This window comes from Streptomyces sp. Tek67B01, assembly GCF_055231995.1.
This window is the reverse complement of sequence record NZ_JBUYUY010000001.1, coordinates 5,138,419-5,154,191: the sequence shown is the minus strand read 5'-3', so window position 1 is coordinate 5,154,191 and position 15,773 is coordinate 5,138,419. Positions and strand designations below refer to the sequence as shown.

The 15,773-nt window shown below is 71.5% G+C and carries 14 protein-coding genes and 1 pseudogene; 7 read left to right on the top strand and 8 right to left on the bottom strand.

Annotated features, from left to right (window positions below; translation table 11 throughout):
- The first annotated feature begins 281 nt into the window (after positions 1–281).
- The 3 genes and pseudogenes from pknB to ACV7NM_RS23135 all read left to right on the top strand — a co-directional run bounded on the left by pknB (position 282) and on the right by ACV7NM_RS23135 (position 3,768).
- Positions 282–2,172, top strand: a pseudogene (gene pknB / locus ACV7NM_RS23145) (Stk1 family PASTA domain-containing Ser/Thr kinase).
- A 96-nt stretch (positions 2,173–2,268) separates the two neighbouring features.
- Entirely contained in the window at positions 2,269–3,153 is an 885-nt protein-coding gene (locus ACV7NM_RS23140; RefSeq protein WP_463414038.1) for a deoxyribonuclease IV, read from the top strand.
- Positions 3,154–3,231: 78 nt separating this feature from the next.
- A complete protein-coding gene (locus ACV7NM_RS23135) occupies positions 3,232–3,768 on the top strand; it encodes a DUF4396 domain-containing protein (RefSeq protein ID WP_463412065.1) in 537 nt (178 codons plus the stop codon).
- 24 nt (positions 3,769–3,792) lie between these two features.
- Here ACV7NM_RS23135 and ACV7NM_RS23130 read toward each other — a convergent pair whose 3' ends face one another.
- Entirely contained in the window at positions 3,793–4,425 is a 633-nt protein-coding gene (locus ACV7NM_RS23130) for a sulfite oxidase-like oxidoreductase (protein ID WP_463412064.1), read from the bottom strand.
- Positions 4,426–4,597: 172 nt separating this feature from the next.
- Between ACV7NM_RS23130 and bfr the strand changes: the two genes are divergently transcribed.
- On the top strand, positions 4,598–5,077 hold the full coding sequence (bfr, locus tag ACV7NM_RS23125; protein ID WP_463412063.1) for a bacterioferritin: 480 nt from the start codon (positions 4,598–4,600) through the stop codon (positions 5,075–5,077).
- 15 nt (positions 5,078–5,092) lie between these two features.
- Here bfr and ACV7NM_RS23120 read toward each other — a convergent pair whose 3' ends face one another.
- Positions 5,093–5,359 carry a (2Fe-2S)-binding protein gene (locus ACV7NM_RS23120; protein ID WP_463412062.1) on the bottom strand — a complete coding sequence of 89 codons (267 nt, stop codon included), beginning with the start codon at positions 5,357–5,359 and terminating at the stop codon, positions 5,093–5,095.
- A 155-nt stretch (positions 5,360–5,514) separates the two neighbouring features.
- Positions 5,515–6,879: a class II 3-deoxy-7-phosphoheptulonate synthase gene (locus ACV7NM_RS23115; RefSeq protein ID WP_463412061.1), complete on the bottom strand. Its 1,365-nt coding sequence runs from the start codon at positions 6,877–6,879 to the stop codon at positions 5,515–5,517.
- Positions 6,880–7,160: 281 nt separating this feature from the next.
- Here ACV7NM_RS23115 and ACV7NM_RS23110 point away from each other — a divergent pair, with 281 nt between their 5' ends.
- Positions 7,161–9,044 carry an anthranilate synthase family protein gene (locus ACV7NM_RS23110; protein WP_463412060.1) on the top strand — a complete coding sequence of 628 codons (1,884 nt, stop codon included), beginning with the start codon at positions 7,161–7,163 and terminating at the stop codon, positions 9,042–9,044.
- Between the two features lie 34 nt (positions 9,045–9,078).
- Here ACV7NM_RS23110 and ACV7NM_RS23105 read toward each other — a convergent pair whose 3' ends face one another.
- From ACV7NM_RS23105 to ACV7NM_RS23085, 5 genes are all read right to left on the bottom strand, one after another.
- Positions 9,079–10,074, bottom strand: coding sequence for a 2-hydroxyacid dehydrogenase (locus ACV7NM_RS23105; RefSeq protein ID WP_463412059.1), 996 nt, complete (start codon positions 10,072–10,074; stop codon positions 9,079–9,081).
- A gap of 82 nt (positions 10,075–10,156) precedes the next feature.
- A complete protein-coding gene (locus ACV7NM_RS23100; RefSeq protein WP_463412058.1) occupies positions 10,157–11,185 on the bottom strand; it encodes a 6-phosphofructokinase in 1,029 nt (342 codons plus the stop codon).
- Positions 11,186–11,359: 174 nt separating this feature from the next.
- On the bottom strand, positions 11,360–12,004 hold the full coding sequence (locus ACV7NM_RS23095) for a response regulator (protein WP_463414037.1): 645 nt from the start codon (positions 12,002–12,004) through the stop codon (positions 11,360–11,362).
- 134 nt (positions 12,005–12,138) lie between these two features.
- Positions 12,139–13,347 (bottom strand): MacS family sensor histidine kinase, encoded by a 1,209-nt coding sequence (gene macS, locus ACV7NM_RS23090; protein WP_463412057.1) that lies wholly within the window; start codon positions 13,345–13,347, stop codon positions 12,139–12,141.
- 43 nt (positions 13,348–13,390) lie between these two features.
- Entirely contained in the window at positions 13,391–14,089 is a 699-nt protein-coding gene (locus ACV7NM_RS23085; protein WP_453355693.1) for a lysophospholipid acyltransferase family protein, read from the bottom strand.
- 162 nt (positions 14,090–14,251) lie between these two features.
- On the opposite strand from ACV7NM_RS23085, the gene ACV7NM_RS23080 reads away from it, so the two are divergent.
- Together ACV7NM_RS23080 and ACV7NM_RS23075 are read left to right on the top strand one after the other, a co-directional pair.
- Complete coding sequence (locus tag ACV7NM_RS23080; protein WP_463412056.1) at positions 14,252–15,031, top strand: alpha/beta hydrolase; 780 nt, start codon at positions 14,252–14,254, stop codon at positions 15,029–15,031.
- On the top strand, positions 14,970–15,563 hold the full coding sequence (locus ACV7NM_RS23075; RefSeq protein WP_463412055.1) for a hypothetical protein: 594 nt from the start codon (positions 14,970–14,972) through the stop codon (positions 15,561–15,563). Before ACV7NM_RS23080 ends, ACV7NM_RS23075 begins: the two co-directional genes overlap by 62 nt.
- Positions 15,564–15,773: the final 210 nt, after the last annotated feature.

The following is a 15,773-nucleotide window of genomic DNA, read 5'->3' as shown; positions in this document are numbered from 1 at the left end:
CTCAGCCTCGCCGGCGTTTGAGGCGCAGGGCCCAGGGCGCCGCCCGGCAAACTCAGCCCCGCCGGCGCTTGAGGCGCGGGTCCGGGCAGAGCCCGGCGATCCGGCCCCGCCCACGCTTGAGCCCCGGGGCGGAGCCCGCCATATTCAGCCCCACCGGCGATTGAGGCGCGGGGACCGGGGCGGGAGGGGTGCCCGGGTCCGCCCGGCGGGGCAACGTCACAGCTGCGCTGCAACCCACCCGCACGCGCGAGCGCCCCCGCACCGGCTCGTAGAATCGCCGGGTGGACACGACCCTGGATGACCCCCTCGTCGGGCAGACGCTCGACGGCCGCTACCGCATCGACGCCCGCATAGCGGCCGGCGGCATGGCCACGGTCTACCGGGCCCTCGACACCCGTCTCGACCGTGTCCTCGCGCTCAAGGTGATGCACCCGGCCCTCGCCGCGGACGCCGCCTTCGTCGACCGCTTCATCCGTGAGGCGAAGTCCGTGGCCCGTCTCGCCCACCCCAATGTCGTCGCCGTCTTCGACCAGGGCACGGACGGCCCGTACACGTACCTGGCGATGGAGTACGTCTCCGGCTGCACCCTGCGCGACGTCCTGCGCCGGCGCGGCGCGCTCCAGCCCCGGGCCGCGCTCGACATCCTCGAACCGGTCCTCGCCGCCCTCGGCGCCGCGCACCGGGCCGGGTTCGTGCACCGCGACATGAAGCCGGAGAACGTCCTGATCGGCGACGACGGCCGGGTCAAGGTCGCCGACTTCGGTCTGGTCCGCAGCGTCGACACCGTCACCAGCACCACCGGCTCCGTCCTGGGCACCGTCTCCTACCTCGCCCCGGAGCAGATCGAGAACGGCGTCACCGACACCCGCGTGGACGTCTACGCCTGCGGGGTCGTCTTCTACGAGATGCTCACCGGCGCCAAGCCGCACACCGGCGGCAGCCCCGCCCAGGTGCTCTACCAGCACCTCAACGAGGACGTGCCTCCCCCGTCGGCCGCCGTCCCCGGGTTGCCCGCCGGCCTGGACGGGCTGGTCGCGCACGCCACGGCCCGAGACCCGAGGCTGCGGCCCGCAGACGCGGTCGCGCTGCTGGGCCTGACCCTGGAGGCCCGCGCCGAGCTGAGCGAGGCCGAGCTGGACGCCGTACCGCCCCAGGCGCACCCCGGGGAGCGGGCCACGAGCGAGGACCGCACCAGCGTGATCCCGCGTCCCGTCGCCCCGACCGGCGGGACGGCGGCCGACGGCGTCCACCACACCTCGCGCCTGGCGACCCCGCCGCCGGTCCCGGCCGCGCGGCCTGTACCTGGTCATCGCCGGGGTACTGCTGGCCCTCGGTCTCGGGGTGGGGGTCTGGTACATCAACTCGGGCCAGTTCACGAAGGTGCCGAATCTCCTGGGCAAGACGGAGGAGCAGGCCCGGTCCGAGCTGTCGGCGGCCGGTCTGGGGGTGAAGGGGGTGGACCGGAAGTTCAGCGAGGCCTTCGACCGCGGCACGGTCATGAACACCGACCCCCAGGGCGGCAAGCGCATCCGCGGCAACGGCGCGGTGACGCTGACGCTCTCCCGCGGCCCCGAGGTCGTGAGCGTCCCGGCGGTCAAGGGCAAGACTCTGGACGCCGCGAAGGCGGAGCTGACGTCGGCCGGTCTCGCGCCCGGCATCGTGACCCAGGCGTTCAGTCAGGACGTCGCCCAGGGCGCGGTGATCAGCACGGACCCGGAGGGGGGCCAGAAGCGGGCCCCCGACACGGCGGTGGCGATCGTCGTCAGCAAGGGTCGCCCGGTCCAGGTCCCGAACGTGGCCGGCCAGCCCGTGGACCAGGCCCGCGTCGCCCTCCAGGACCTCGGCCTCAAGGTGGAGACGGCGGCCGAGCAGGTCAACTCGCCCTCCCCCGCCGGTACGGTCGCCAACCAGTCGGCCGCCGCCGGAACCCAGGCCGCGGCGGGCGACACGGTGACGCTGACGGTGTCGAAGGGCCCGCGCCCGGTGCAGGTACCGAACGTCACGGGTCAGGAGGCCGACGCGGCCCGCAGGGCGCTGGAGGCCTTGGGCTTCAAGGTGAAGGTGGAGCGGCCCTTCTTCGGTTTCAGCAACACGATCGACGCGCAGTCGGTGCCCGGCGGCCAGAACGCGCCCGAAGGCAGCACGATCATCATCAGGACCAAGGGGCTGTAAGTGCTCGTGAACCAGCCCTCCGACCCGGCCCTGACCGGCCCGCCCGCCGACCCGGCCCTCACGGGCCAGGCCGCCGCCACCGACCCGGCCGCCGACGTGCGCGCCTCCGGGGCCGCGGCGCGCCGCAATCCGGTCGGCGGGCACGTCCCCGTGGCCGGCGGGCTCGCCTCGGTCGGCCTGACGTACGCCCGCGAGATGGGCGCCGAGGCCGTCCAGGTGTTCGTGGCCAACCCGCGCGGCTGGGCCACCCCGACCGGCAACCCGGCGCAGGACGAGCTGTTCCGGGCCCAGTGCGCGGCGGGGTCGGTTCCGGCCTACGTTCACGCGCCGTACCTGATCAACTTCGGCTCCCACACCGAGGCGACCGTCGAGAAGTCGGTGGAGTCCCTGCGGCACTCGCTCCGCCGCGCCCGTGAGATCGGCGCGCTCGGGGTGGTCGTGCACACCGGCTCCGCGACCGGCGGCCGCCCGCGCGAGGCCGCGTACGCGCAGGTCAGGCAGTACATGCTGCCGCTGCTGGACGAGCTGACGCACGACGACGACCCCTTCCTGCTGCTGGAGTCGACCGCCGGTCAGGGTTCTTCCCTGTGCTCGCGCACCTGGGACTTCGGCCCGTACTTCGAGGCGCTCGACCACCACCCGAAGCTCGGCATCTGCCTGGACACCTGCCACATCTTCGCGGCGGGCCACGACCTGGCGGAGCCGGGCGGCGCCAAGCAGACGCTCGACCTGCTCGTGGACACGGTGGGCGAGGGCCGGCTGAAACTGATCCACGCCAACGACTCCAAGGAGGGCGTCGGCGCCCACAACGACCGCCACGCGAACATCGGCCAGGGCCACATCGGGCGGGAGGCGTTCGGCGAGCTGTTCTCCCACCCCGCGATGGAGGGCGTACCGCTGATCATCGAGACGCCGGGCGGCAAGGAGGGTCACGCCGCGGACGTGGCCCTGCTGAAAGAACTGCGCGGCGCCCACGCCTAAAGCATTGGGGAATACCCCTGGGGGGTATACGGTTCCGCTATCCGCAGGACCGTAATCCGACGTTCCCAGGGGGCTGCGATGGACCACGCACATCACGGGCATGCCGACCACGAGGCACACGGCGACCACGACGCGCACGCAGGCCACGAGCACCACAGCGGCCACGCCGGCCACAACGGCCCTGTCAGCTGGGCCATGGCCGCCAAGGCCACCCTGCACTGCCTCACGGGCTGCGCCATCGGCGAAGTACTCGGGATGATCATCGGCACCGCGCTCGGCTGGGGCAACACGGCCACGATGATCGCGGCCATCGTCCTCGCGTTCTTCTTCGGCTACGCGCTCACCCTGCGCGGCATCCTCCGTGCGGGCGTGGACCTGCGTACGGCCGTCCGGGTGGCGCTGGCCGCCGACACCCTCTCCATCGCGGTGATGGAGCTGATCGACAACGGCGTGATCGCTCTGTGGCCGGGCGCGATGGACGCCCAACTCTCGGAGGCGCTGTTCTGGACGGCGCTCGCGCTCTCCCTCGCGCTCGCCTTCGTCGTCACCACCCCGGTCAACAAGTGGATGATCGGCCGCGGCAAGGGCCACGCGGTCGTCCACCAGTACCACTGATCGGCGACATCCGGGAGGGACGGCCTAGATCTCGGGGCCGTCCCCCGGCTCCTCCTGGTACGAGTAGCGCTGCTCGCGCCAGGGGTCGCCGATGTTGTGGTACCCCCGCTCCTCCCAGAAGCCCCGCCGGTCGGCGGTCATGTACTCCACGCCCCGGACCCACTTGGGTCCCTTCCAGGCGTACAGGTGCGGCACCACGAGCCGCAGCGGGAAACCGTGCTCCGCCGTCAGCAGTTCGCCACCCTGATGGGTGGCGAAGACGGTCCGCTCCGAGGAGAAATCAGCCAATCGCATGTTCGAGCTGAACCCGTACTCGGCCCACACCATCACATGGGTGACCTGCGGTGCCGGCGGGGCCAGTTCGAGGACGGTCCGTGCGAGCACCCCGCCCCATTCGGCCCCCTGCATGCTGAACTTCGTCACGCAGTGCAGGTCCGCCACGACCGAGTCGAACGGCAGGGCCGCGAACTCCTCGTGGTTCCAGCAGTGCTTCTCCCCGTCGGCCGTGGCTCCGAAGACGCGGAACTCCCAGCGGTCGGGCTTGAACTTGGGCACCGGCCCGTAATGGGTGACCGGCCAGCCTCGCTGCAACCGCTGCCCCGGAGGGAGCTCGAACTGCTCTGCTCCCGGAGATTCCCGGCTTTCCGGCTGACCCATGTCTCCATGGTGACAGACGGCGCGGGGTGGTCATGACCAGCTCCGGGCCGATCCGGGCAAGTCATGGTAACTCCCACTAAGGAGGCACTTACTGGACTGCCCCGGGGGACGGTGGAAGGATGCGCGCACTGCCCAGTCACGTAGCTGACATTGCTTGGAAGGAGCCTCTGCGATGCAGGGCGACCCCGAGGTCCTTGAGTTTCTCAACGAGCAGCTGACCGGCGAGCTCACGGCCATCAACCAGTACTGGCTGCACTACCGCATCCAGGAGAACAAGGGCTGGACGAAGCTCGCCCACTACACCCGTGCCGAGTCCATCGACGAGATGAAGCACGCGGACAAGATCACCGAGCGCATCCTCATGCTCGACGGCCTGCCGAACTACCAGCGCCTCTTCCACGTGCGCGTGGGTCAGACCCTGACGGAGATGTTCCAGGCGGACCGGCAGGTCGAGGTCGAGGCGATCGACCGCCTGCGGCGAGGCATCGAGGTCATGCGCGGCAAGGGCGACGTCACCTCCGCGCGTCTCTTCGAGGAGATCCTGGCGGACGAGGAGCACCACATCGACTACCTCGACACCCAGCTGGAGCTCATCGAGAGCATCGGGGAGCCGCTGTACATCGCGCAGCAGATCGAGCAGCCGGAGGGCTGAGCCGACCGCGTGCGGTCAGGCCGCGTACGCCGGCGCGGGCTCGGCGACCGGCGCGGGCTCGGCGGCGAGCACGGCCGCCGTCCGGCCCTTCTCCAGCAGCTCGCGGCGCGGGCACGCGCCGCGCCCGAGGAGGCCCTGGATGGTGCGGACGCACGAGCCGCAGTCGGTGCCGGCCTTGGTGGCCGAGGCGATCTGCCGGGGGGTGCACGCCCCGGCCTCCGCGTGTTCCTTGACCTGCTTGTCGGTGATCCCGAAGCACGAGCAGACGTACACGCGGTTCACCTCCCGGGAGTGGACTGGGTCGGACGGGGTCGGACGAGCCACTCCTATTCGGTGAGGCTTACCTAACCGTACCTAAGGTGAGGCTCCCCTAAAAGACCCGGATACGACAGTGGGGCGCGGATCACATCGATCCGCGCCCCACCGTCACGAGCCGCTTACTGGTCGCGGTACATCTCGGCGACGAGGAACGCCAGGTCCAGGGACTGGCTGCGGTTGAGCCGCGGGTCGCAGGCCGTCTCGTAGCGCTGGTGCAGGTCGTCGACGAAGATTTCGTCGCCGCCGCCCACGCACTCGGTGACGTCGTCACCGGTGAGCTCGACGTGGATGCCGCCCGGGTGGGTGCCCAGCGCCTTGTGGACCTCGAAGAAGCCCTTGACCTCGTCGAGCACGTCGTCGAAACGACGCGTCTTGTGGCCGGAGGCCGCCTCGAAGGTGTTGCCGTGCATCGGGTCGGTGACCCAGGCCACCGTCGCGCCCGAGGCCGTGACCTTCTCGACCAGCTCGGGGAGCTTGTCGCGGACCTTGTCGGCGCCCATGCGGACGACGAAGGTCAGCCGGCCCGGCTCCCGCTCGGGGTCCAGGCGGTCGACGTACGTCAACGCCTCGTCCACGGTGGTGGTGGGGCCGAGCTTGATGCCGATGGGGTTGGCGATCCGCGAGCAGAACTCGATGTGCGCGTGGTCCAGCTGGCGGGTGCGCTCACCGATCCAGACCATGTGGCCGGAGGTGTCGTACAGCTTGCCGGTCCGCGAGTCGGTGCGGGTCAGCGCACCCTCGTAGTCGAGGAGCAGCGCCTCGTGGGAGGCGTAGAACTCCACCGCCTTGAACTCGGCCGGGTCGGTGCCACAGGCCTTCATGAAGTTCAGCGCGTTGTCGATCTCCCGCGCGAGCTGCTCGTAGCGCTGCCCGGACGGGGAGTTCTTCACGAAGTCCTGGTTCCAGGCGTGCACCTGGCGCAGGTCCGCGTAACCACCGGTGGTGAAGGCGCGCACCAGGTTCAGCGTCGACGCGGACGCGTGATACATGCGCTTGAGCCGCTCGGGGTCCGGGATCCGGGCCTCTTCGGTGAAGGCGAAGCCGTTGACGGAGTCACCGCGGTAGGTCGGCAGGGTGACGCCGTCGCGGGTCTCGGTGTCCTTGGAGCGCGGCTTGGAGTACTGGCCGGCGATGCGGCCGACCTTGACGACGGGCACGGAGGCCGCGTACGTCAGGACGGCGCTCATCTGGAGCAGCGTCTTGAGCTTGGCGCGGATGTGGTCGGCGGATACGGCGTCGAAGGCCTCGGCGCAGTCGCCGCCCTGGAGCAGGAACGCCTCGCCCTTGGCGACGGCTCCCAGACGGGCGCGCAGCTGGTCGCACTCGCCCGCGAAAACGAGGGGCGGATACGACTCGAGGTCCGCGACGACAGCGCGCAGTGCCTCGGCATCGGGGTACGAAGGCTGCTGCGCCGCGGGAAGGTCTCGCCAGGTCGCCTTGACGGCGGGGGCGTGGTTTTCAGCGTTCACGGTCACCTCGTACACATTACGTCGTCAGGCGGGACGTCCAGCCCGATGCCCACTTGGTGAGACGGGTGTCTCCGGATATGGGGGACGCGGTCCGGAAGCCTCGCCTCCGCCAATGCGTGCGCTAGGGTCGGCGGCATGTACGCGCACTCGAACCTGAACTGGTGGTGGCCCGCTCCCGGCGGCCCACTCCTCTCGCGTACGTAAGAAGACACGAGCGACACGAAGGCCGCCCCGAGGGGCGGCCTTCCGCGTTTTGCGACGCGGGCCGTCCCTCCCTCCGGAAGGACGCCCACCCCATGACCACGGACCTCAGCCGCCTGCTGGACGAGTCCTGCCCATCGTTCGCCCTGCTGCGCCGCAGGACCCCCGGCCGCGACCACGACACCGTCGAGGTGCTGCTCGGCCCGGTCCACGAGGCCGAGCACCTCGCCGACCTCCCCGTACGGGACCTGCCGACCCTCGCCCTGGTGCCGTTCCGGCAGATCCGCGAGCGCGGGTTCGACGTGCGCGACGACGGGACCCCGCTGAGCGTGCTGGTCGCCGAGGAGGCCTACGAGGTGCCGCTCGCCGAGGCTCTGGCCGCACTGCCGGACCACGCGGTGCGCGTCGAGGGCGGCGGCTTCGACGTCCCCGACGAGGAGTACGCCGCAACTGTGGAGCGCGTGATCCGGGACGAGATCGGGCGCGGGGAGGGCGCGAACTTCGTCATCCGGCGCACCTTCGAGGGCCGGATCGACGGTTTCGGGCGCGCCGACGCCCTGGCCCTGTTCCGCCGGCTGCTGCTGGGCGAGCGGGGCGCTTACTGGACGTACGTGGTCCACACCGGGGAGCGCACCCTGGTCGGCGCGAGCCCGGAGGTGCACGTCCGGATGTCCGGCGGGACGGTCGTGATGAACCCGATCAGCGGGACGTACCGGTATCCGGCCGAGGGGCCCACGGCCGAGTCCCTCCTCGCCTTCCTCGGCGACCGCAAGGAGACCGAGGAGCTGTCGATGGTGGTCGACGAGGAACTCAAGATGATGTGCACGGTCGGTGACATGGGCGGTGTGGTCGTCGGGCCCCGGCTCAAGGAGATGGCGCACCTCGCGCACACCGAGTACGAGCTGCGCGGGCGCTCCTCGATGGACGTGCGGGAGGTGCTGCGGGAGACGATGTTCGCGGCGACCGTCACCGGCTCGCCCGTGCAGAACGCCTGCCGGGTGATCGAGCGGTACGAGAGCGGCGGCCGTGGCTACTACGCGGGGGCCCTCGCGCTGCTGGGCCGGGACGGCGCCGGGGCGCAGACGCTGGATTCCCCCATCCTGATCCGCACCGCCGACATCGCGCCGGACGGGACCCTGCGCGTGCCGGTCGGCGCCACCTTGGTGCGGCATTCCGACCCGGCGGGCGAGGTGGCCGAGACCCATGCGAAGGCGGCCGGGGTGCTGGCCGCGCTGGGCGTCCGCGCGGCCGCTCCCCGCCGGGTGGCCGCCGCCGCGGGCCTGGGCTGCGACCCGCGGGTCCAGGCGGCCCTCGCCGCCCGCAGGCACGACCTGGCGCCGTTCTGGCTGCGGATGCAGGACCGGCCGGCGGGCACCTCGGGCCACGCGCTGGTGGTGGACGGGGAGGACACCTTCACGGCGATGCTGGCGCACGTCCTGAGGGTGACCGGGCTGGAGGTGAGCGTGCGCCGCTTCGACGATCCGGGCCTGCGGGCGGCGGCCCTGGCCTGGGAGGGCCCGGTCGTGCTGGGACCGGGGCCGGGGAACCCGGCGGACGCGGCCGACGCGAAGATGCGGATGCTGCGCGCGCTGGCGGCGGACCTGCTGGCCGGGCACCGGGGCGGCCTGCTCGGGGTCTGCCTGGGCCACGAGCTGCTCGCCGCCGAACTCGGGCTGCCGTTGGTGCGCAAGGCGGAGCCGGCGCAGGGGGCGCAGACGCGGATCGATCTGTTCGGGGCGCCGGAGGTGGTCGGGTTCTACAACACGTACACGGCGCGCTGCTCCGCGCGGGACGCCGAACGGCTGGCGGCGCGCGGGGTCGAGGTCGCCCGGGACACCGCGAGCGGTGAGGTGCACGCCCTGCGCTCGGCGGCGGGCTTCGCCGGGGTCCAGTTCCACCCGGAGTCGGTCCTGACGCTGCGCGGCGCGCGGCTGATGGGCGACCTGCTGGCGTCCGTCCGCGCGGGCGCCCCGGCGTAGGTCCCGTCAGGGGGGGCCGCAAGCGCGCGGCCCCCTACCCCGGGGGCGACAGGGTGTTCCCGGAGCGGCGGCCGGCCAGGTAGTCGGCCACGTTGGCGACCGTCGCGCCGATGATCTGACCGACCGCGTCGTGCGTGTAGTACGCCTGGTGGGAGGTGACCACCACGTGCGGGAAGGTGATCAGGCGGGCCAGCGTGTCGTCCTCCAGGGCCTCCAGAAACTTGTCCGGGAAGAACACGCCGGCCTCCGCCTCGTAGACGTCGAGCCCCACCCCCGCGAAGCGCCCGTCGCGCAGTTCGTCGACCAGCGCCTCGGTGTCCACCAGGCCGCCCCGGCTCGAATTGACCAGGATCGCGTCGTCCTTCATCAGCCGCAGGGCCGCGCCGTCGACGATGTGGTGCGTGGCGTCGACGAGCGGCAGATGCAGGCTGATCAGGTCGGACGCGACGAACAGCTCGTCCTTGTCGACGTAGCGCATGCCCAGCTCCACGCAGGCGGGGTTGGGCACCACGTCCCAGCCCAGCAGGTTCATCCCGAAGCCGCGAGCGATCCGGGTGAAGGCCTCGCCGATCTTGCCGGTGCCGAGCACGCCTACGGTGCGGCCCCGCATGTCGCGGCCCATCAGCCCGTCCAGCCGGAAGTCGAAATCCCGTGTCCGGTTCGACGCGCGCACGATCCGCCGGTTCACGGCCATGGCCAGGGCCCACGCGAACTCGGCCACCGAGTAGGGCGAGTAGGAGGACACCCGGCTTACCGTGAGCCCGAGCTCCCGGGCGGCCTCCAGGTCGATGTTGTCGAAGCCCGTGGAACGCTGGGCGATCATCCTGGTCCCGCCGTCGGCCAGGGCCCGCAGGACCCGTCCGCCGAGGTCGGCGTTGACGCTGGTGGAGACGATCTCGTAGCCGCCGGCGATGGGGGCGGTGTCCTCGGTCAGGAAGACGTCCAGACAGCGCACGTCGTGATGGCCGGCGAACGCCTTCTCCATCAGCGGCCTCTCGTCGGCCCGCACCCCGAATGCCAGGATCTCCACGTTCGCTCCCGCCGCGCCCGGAAAAGACGGATCATGGGTCGTTCGTCACGATACGACCCATGATCCGCGGGCGCCCCGCGGCTCAGCCGAAGAACACTCCCGCCTCCGCGTACAGCGCCGGGTCCACCGTCTTGAGCTTGGAGGTGGCCTCGATGATCGGGACCCGGACGATGTCGGTGCCCTTGAGCGCGACCATCTTGCCGAAGTCGCCGTCACGCACCGCGTCGATGGCGTGCAGCCCGAACCGGGTGGCCAGCCACCGGTCGAAGGCACTGGGCGTGCCGCCGCGCTGGACGTGTCCGAGCACGGTCGTACGGGCCTCCTTGCCGGTCCGCGCCTCGATCTCCTTGGCCAGCCACTCGCCGACGCCCGACAGCCGGACGTGGCCGAAGGAGTCCTTGGTGGCGTCCTTGAGGACCATGTCGCCGTCCTTGGGCATGGCGCCCTCGGCGACGACGACGATCGGCGCGTAGCTCGACGTGAAGCGGGAGGTCACCCAGGCGCACACCTTGTCCATGTCGAAGCGCTGCTCGGGGATGAGGATGACGTTGGCCCCGCCCGCCAGGCCCGAGTGCAGGGCGATCCAGCCGGCGTGGCGCCCCATGACCTCGACGACCAGCACCCGCATGTGGGACTCGGCCGTGGTGTGGAGCCGGTCGATGGCCTCGGTGGCGATGCCGACGGCGGTGTCGAAGCCGAAGGTGTAGTCGGTGGCCGACAGGTCGTTGTCGATGGTCTTCGGTACGCCGACGCACGGGACGCCGTACTCCTCGAACAGTTGCGCGGCCACGCCCAGCGTGTCCTCGCCTCCGATCGCGACGAGCGCCTCGACCTCGTACTTGGCGAGGTTCTCCTTGATCCGCCGGACCCCGTGCTCCTGCTTGAACGGGTTGGTGCGCGAGGAGCCGAGGATGGTGCCGCCGCGCGGCAGGATGCCCCGCACCGCGGCGATGTCGAGCGGGACGGTGTCCCCTTCGATCGGCCCTCGCCAGCCGTCCTTGAAGCCGACGAACCCGTAACCGTACTCCTGGACGCCCTTGCGCACGACGCCCCGGATGACCGCGTTGAGGCCAGGGCAGTCGCCGCCGCCCGTCAGCACTCCGACCTTCATGGAATTTCCCTTCGCCACAGGGCCCGGCGGTGGCGCGGGGCCCGCATGACGGTCACGCTAGTGGTGACTCAGATCACAGCAAGGGCCCCGGAGGGGTCAATTCCGGCTGAATCAAGGGACATTGCGTACGCCCGTTCACTCGTACGAGGACATGAGTACGACGTACGACCGCGGTTACGCGTCGTCGAGGCCGCGTTCTATGGCGTACCGGACGAGCTCCACCCGGTTGTGCAACTGGAGCTTGCCCAGGGTGTTCTGCACGTGGTTCTGGACCGTGCGGTGGGAGATGACCAGCCGCTCCGCGATCTGCTTGTAGGACAGACCCTTGGCCACCAACCGCAGCACCTCGGTCTCGCGCTCGGTGAGCCGCGGGGCCTTAGGCTCGTCGGCCGCGACCGGCGCCGGGTCGGTGGCCAGTCGCCGGTACTCGCCGAGGACCAGACCCGCGAGACCAGGGGTGAAGACCGGGTCGCCGGCCGCGGTGCGGCGCACCGCGTCGATCAGTTCCTGGGCCCCGGCGGACTTCAACAGGTAGCCGGTGGCACCGGACTTGACGGCCTCCAGCACGTCGGCGTGCTCACCGCTGGCGGAGAGGACGAGGACGCGCAGCGCCGGATCGGCGCCGACCAGCTCCTTGCACACCCGCACCCCCGGCATGCCCGGCAGGTTGAGGTCGAGGACCAGGACGTGCGGGGCGGCCGGAACGGCCCGGCGGACCGCCTCGGGGCCGTCCCCGGCGGTGGCGACGACATCGAAGCCGGCGGCGGCCAGGTCGCGGGCGACCGCGTCGCGCCACATGGGGTGGTCGTCGACCACCATCACCCTGATCGCCCCGAGCGCTCCGAGCGCTCCGAGCGCTCCGAGCGCTCCGGACCCGTCGGGCTCGTTGCGCTCGTTGCGCTCATCGGGGTTGCCGGGCTTGTCGAGTTCGTTCGACTCGTCGGGTCGCGTCATCAGGTTCTCCCCCTCGGTACTTTCAGTTCCACTTCGGTGCCCTGTCCGGGGACGGACACCAACTCGGCGGTGCCGCCGAGGTCCCGCAGCCGGCCCCGGATGGACAGCGCCACGCCCATCCGGCCCTCGCCCTCCGCCTGGTCGAGCCGGCCGGCCGGGATGCCCGGACCGTCGTCCCGGACGGTGACGATCACCTCGTCCCCCCAGTCCTCGACCAGGATCCAGGCCCGGGCGCCCTCCCCCGCGTGCTTGCGCACGTTGTCCAGGGCCGCGCCGACCGCCGCCGCCAACTCGCGGGCGGCGGGCACCGACAGCGGCACGGGGCTGCCCGGCTCGGCGAAGCTCACCCGGGACCCGGCGTGCGGGGCGAGCAGCGTCCGCAGGTCCAACTCCCCCTCCTCGTCGCCCGACTCCTCGTCCTCGTACGCGTCCACGAACGCGCCCAGCGACTGGTCCCGGGAGACCCGGGACGCGGGTACGAGCCCACTGGAGACCAGGGTGCGCAGCGCCACCTCCTGTTCCCCGGCCATCCTGCCGAGTTCGGCCGCCTCGCCGCCCAGTTCGCAGCCGCGCCGCTGGACCATGGCCAGCACCTGGAGGACCCCATCGTGGATGTCGCGGGCGAGGCGCTCGCGCTCGCGGGTCGCGGCCTCGATCTCCAGCGCGCGGGCGAGGGTGGCCTCGCTGGCGCGGGCGACCTCGACGACGTAGCCGATGGCGATGGAGGCGACCCACACCAGCAGCACGTTGTGCAGGGTGTCGCGGGTCGGGTCACCGCCGTGGATGACGATGTTGGCGACGGCGACGGGTGTGGAGGCGAGAGCCGCCCAGCGCCAACCGCCCTTGAGGGCGAAGGCGAGCACGGAGCCGGCCGTCCAGATGCTGGGGAGGGTGGGACCGCCGGCGCCGATCCGCTGGTGGGTGTCGGCGAGCGGGGTGAGCAGGATGCCGGCGAGCGCGACGGTGAGGTCGGCCCCGAGGAACCGCTTGGTGCAACGGACGGCGCTCGCGACGTTGCGGTAGGTGGCCACGGTCCAGACGGCGAGCACGGCGAGGAAGCCCATCGCGACCGCCGGCCGGTCGAACTCCCTGTACGCGAAGGCGAACAGCAACACCGCGTAGACCATGGTGAGGAGCCGGTAGACCGTCAGGGCGCGCCACAGCGGCTGCTCGACCGACATGCGTACGACGCGCTCGCGCTCCGCCATCTCCCCCACCCCCGCGCGCGGGCGCCGCAGGCCCCGCCCGTTCCTACTCCTTGACCGCCTTGGCGGCCTTCTCCGCGTCGGCGATCTGCCGTTTGGCGGCCGTCGCGTAGATGTCCACGTACTCCTGGCCGGAAAGCTTCATGATCTCGTACATGACCTCGTCGGTCACCGAGCGGAGGATGAAGCGGTCGCTCTCCATGCCGCGGTAGCGGCTGAAGTCGAGCGGCTTGCCGATCCGGATGCCCGGGCGCATCAGCTTGGGCACCACCTTGCCGGGCGGCTGGATCTTCTCCGTGTCGATCATCGCCACCGGGATCACCGGGGCGCCGGTCGCGAGCGCGACCCGGGCCAGCCCGCCGGGCTTGCCGCGGTAGAGGCGGCCGTCGGGTGAACGGGTTCCCTCGGGGTAGATACCGAACAGCTCTCCGCGCTCGATGACGTCGATGCCGCTCTTGATGGCGGCCTCGCCGGCCCCGCGCGCGCCGGAGCGGTCCACCGGGAGCTGGCCGACGCCCTTGAAGAAGGCGGCCGTCAGCTTCCCCTTGACCCCGGGGGAGGTGAAGTACTCCGCCTTCGCGATGAAGGTCACCTTCCGGTCCAGCACGGCCGGCAGGAAGAACGAGTCGGAGAAGGACAGGTGGTTGCTCGCGAGGATCGCCGGCCCCTCCGCGGGAATGTTCTCGAGGCCCTCCACCCACGGCCTGAAGGCGAGCTTCAGTGAACCGCCGATCGAGAACTTCATAGCGCCGTAGATCAACTCGAAAGCCTTCCTTTGTCCGTCGAACAGACCTTAACCCCTGGCCGCCGCAGGAGCGGCCCGACGACCCTGGTCGGTGCCGGCGCGGTCGCGTACGGTGAAGTCACACAGCGCTACGTACCCCCCGCCCTTTCAAAGGAGTCCCTGGTGCCCGTCCTCCTTGGAGCAGAGCCGTTCCGCCACGACGGCGGGCCGGTCGGCGTCCTTCTCTGCCACGGCTTCACCGGTTCCCCGCAGTCGCTGCGACCCTGGGCCGAGTACCTGGCCGAGCGGGGACTGACGGTGTCGCTGCCGCTGCTGCCCGGACACGGCACGCGGTGGCAGGACATGCAGCTCACGGGCTGGCAGGACTGGTACGCCGAGGTGGACCGCGCGCTGCGGGAGCTGCTCGAACGGTGCGAGCAGGTGTTCGTGTTCGGACTGTCGATGGGTGGGGCGCTGAGCCTGCGGCTGGCGGCGAAGCACGGGGAGTCGATCAGCGGCCTCGTGCTGGTCAACCCCGCCAACAAGGTGCACGACCCGCTGGCCTTCGCCCTTCCTGTGGCGCGGCACTTCATCCGCTCGACTCCCGGTATCGCGAGCGACATCGCCAAGCCCGGGTCGGTGGAGGTCGGGTACGACCGGGTGCCGACGCGGGCCGCGCACTCCGTGCGTCGGTTCTTCCGGCTGGTCGACGCCGAACTGCCGCAGGTGACGCAGCCGGTGCTGCTGCTGCACAGCCCGCAGGACCATGTCGTACCGCCCGTGGACTCGGCGCGCATCCTGGCCCGCATCTCGTCCACGGACGTGACGGAGACCCTGCTGGAACAGAGCTACCACGTCGCGACGTTGGACCATGACGCGGAGCGGATCTTCGCGGACAGCTATGCGTTCGTCGGGCGGCTCGCGAAGAGCGTCGGGCGGGAGGGGGCGGCCAGCGGTGGCTGAGCACGAGGAGTCGTCCGGGGGTGTGCCCCCGTTGGACGAGGAGGCGGCGTGGGCGGCGATCGTCGCCGGGTACGGGCAGGAACCGCCGGACCCGCCGGGGTCCAGACCGTTCCGCCCCATCGAGAACCTGCTGCTGCCGGAGGAGGACGTCCAGCCGGAGCCCCGGCCCGAGAAGCCCCTGGGCGGCTCGGTGGTCTTCGCCCCGGGGGTTTCCCTGACCCCGGCGCCGGGACCGGGTCCCCGGGAACACACCCCGGCGGAGTCTCAGGACGGCGACAGCGACGGCGGCGACCACTTCGTCCCCCCGGAACCGGAGCTCCCACCGGCGGACACCACGGCGAAGTTCGCCTGGCTGGCGGTGGTGGGCGGCCCGGTCCTGCTGCTGCTGGCGGTGCTGCTGCAGTGGGAGATGACGTGGTGGCTGACGACGCTCGGCATCGGCGGCTTCCTGGGCGGCTTCGCGACGCTGGTGGCGCGCATGGCCCACGATGACGACGACGAGGACGACCCGGGCCGCGGCGCGGTGGTGTGACCTTTTCTTGACGCGCCGCCCGCACGCCCCGGCCTTGGCGGCCCTCCCCGGCTCCGCACCCCTGCGGCGAACCCCGTCCGCCGGGGGCCGGGGCCACCCGCGTGTGGCTCCGGCGGCTTGCCCGGGGCCCCGCCCAACGCGGGCACACCCAGCCCCGCCGGCGATTGAGGCGCGAGGTCTGGGGCGGAGCCCCATGCAGCCCGGCGGAGC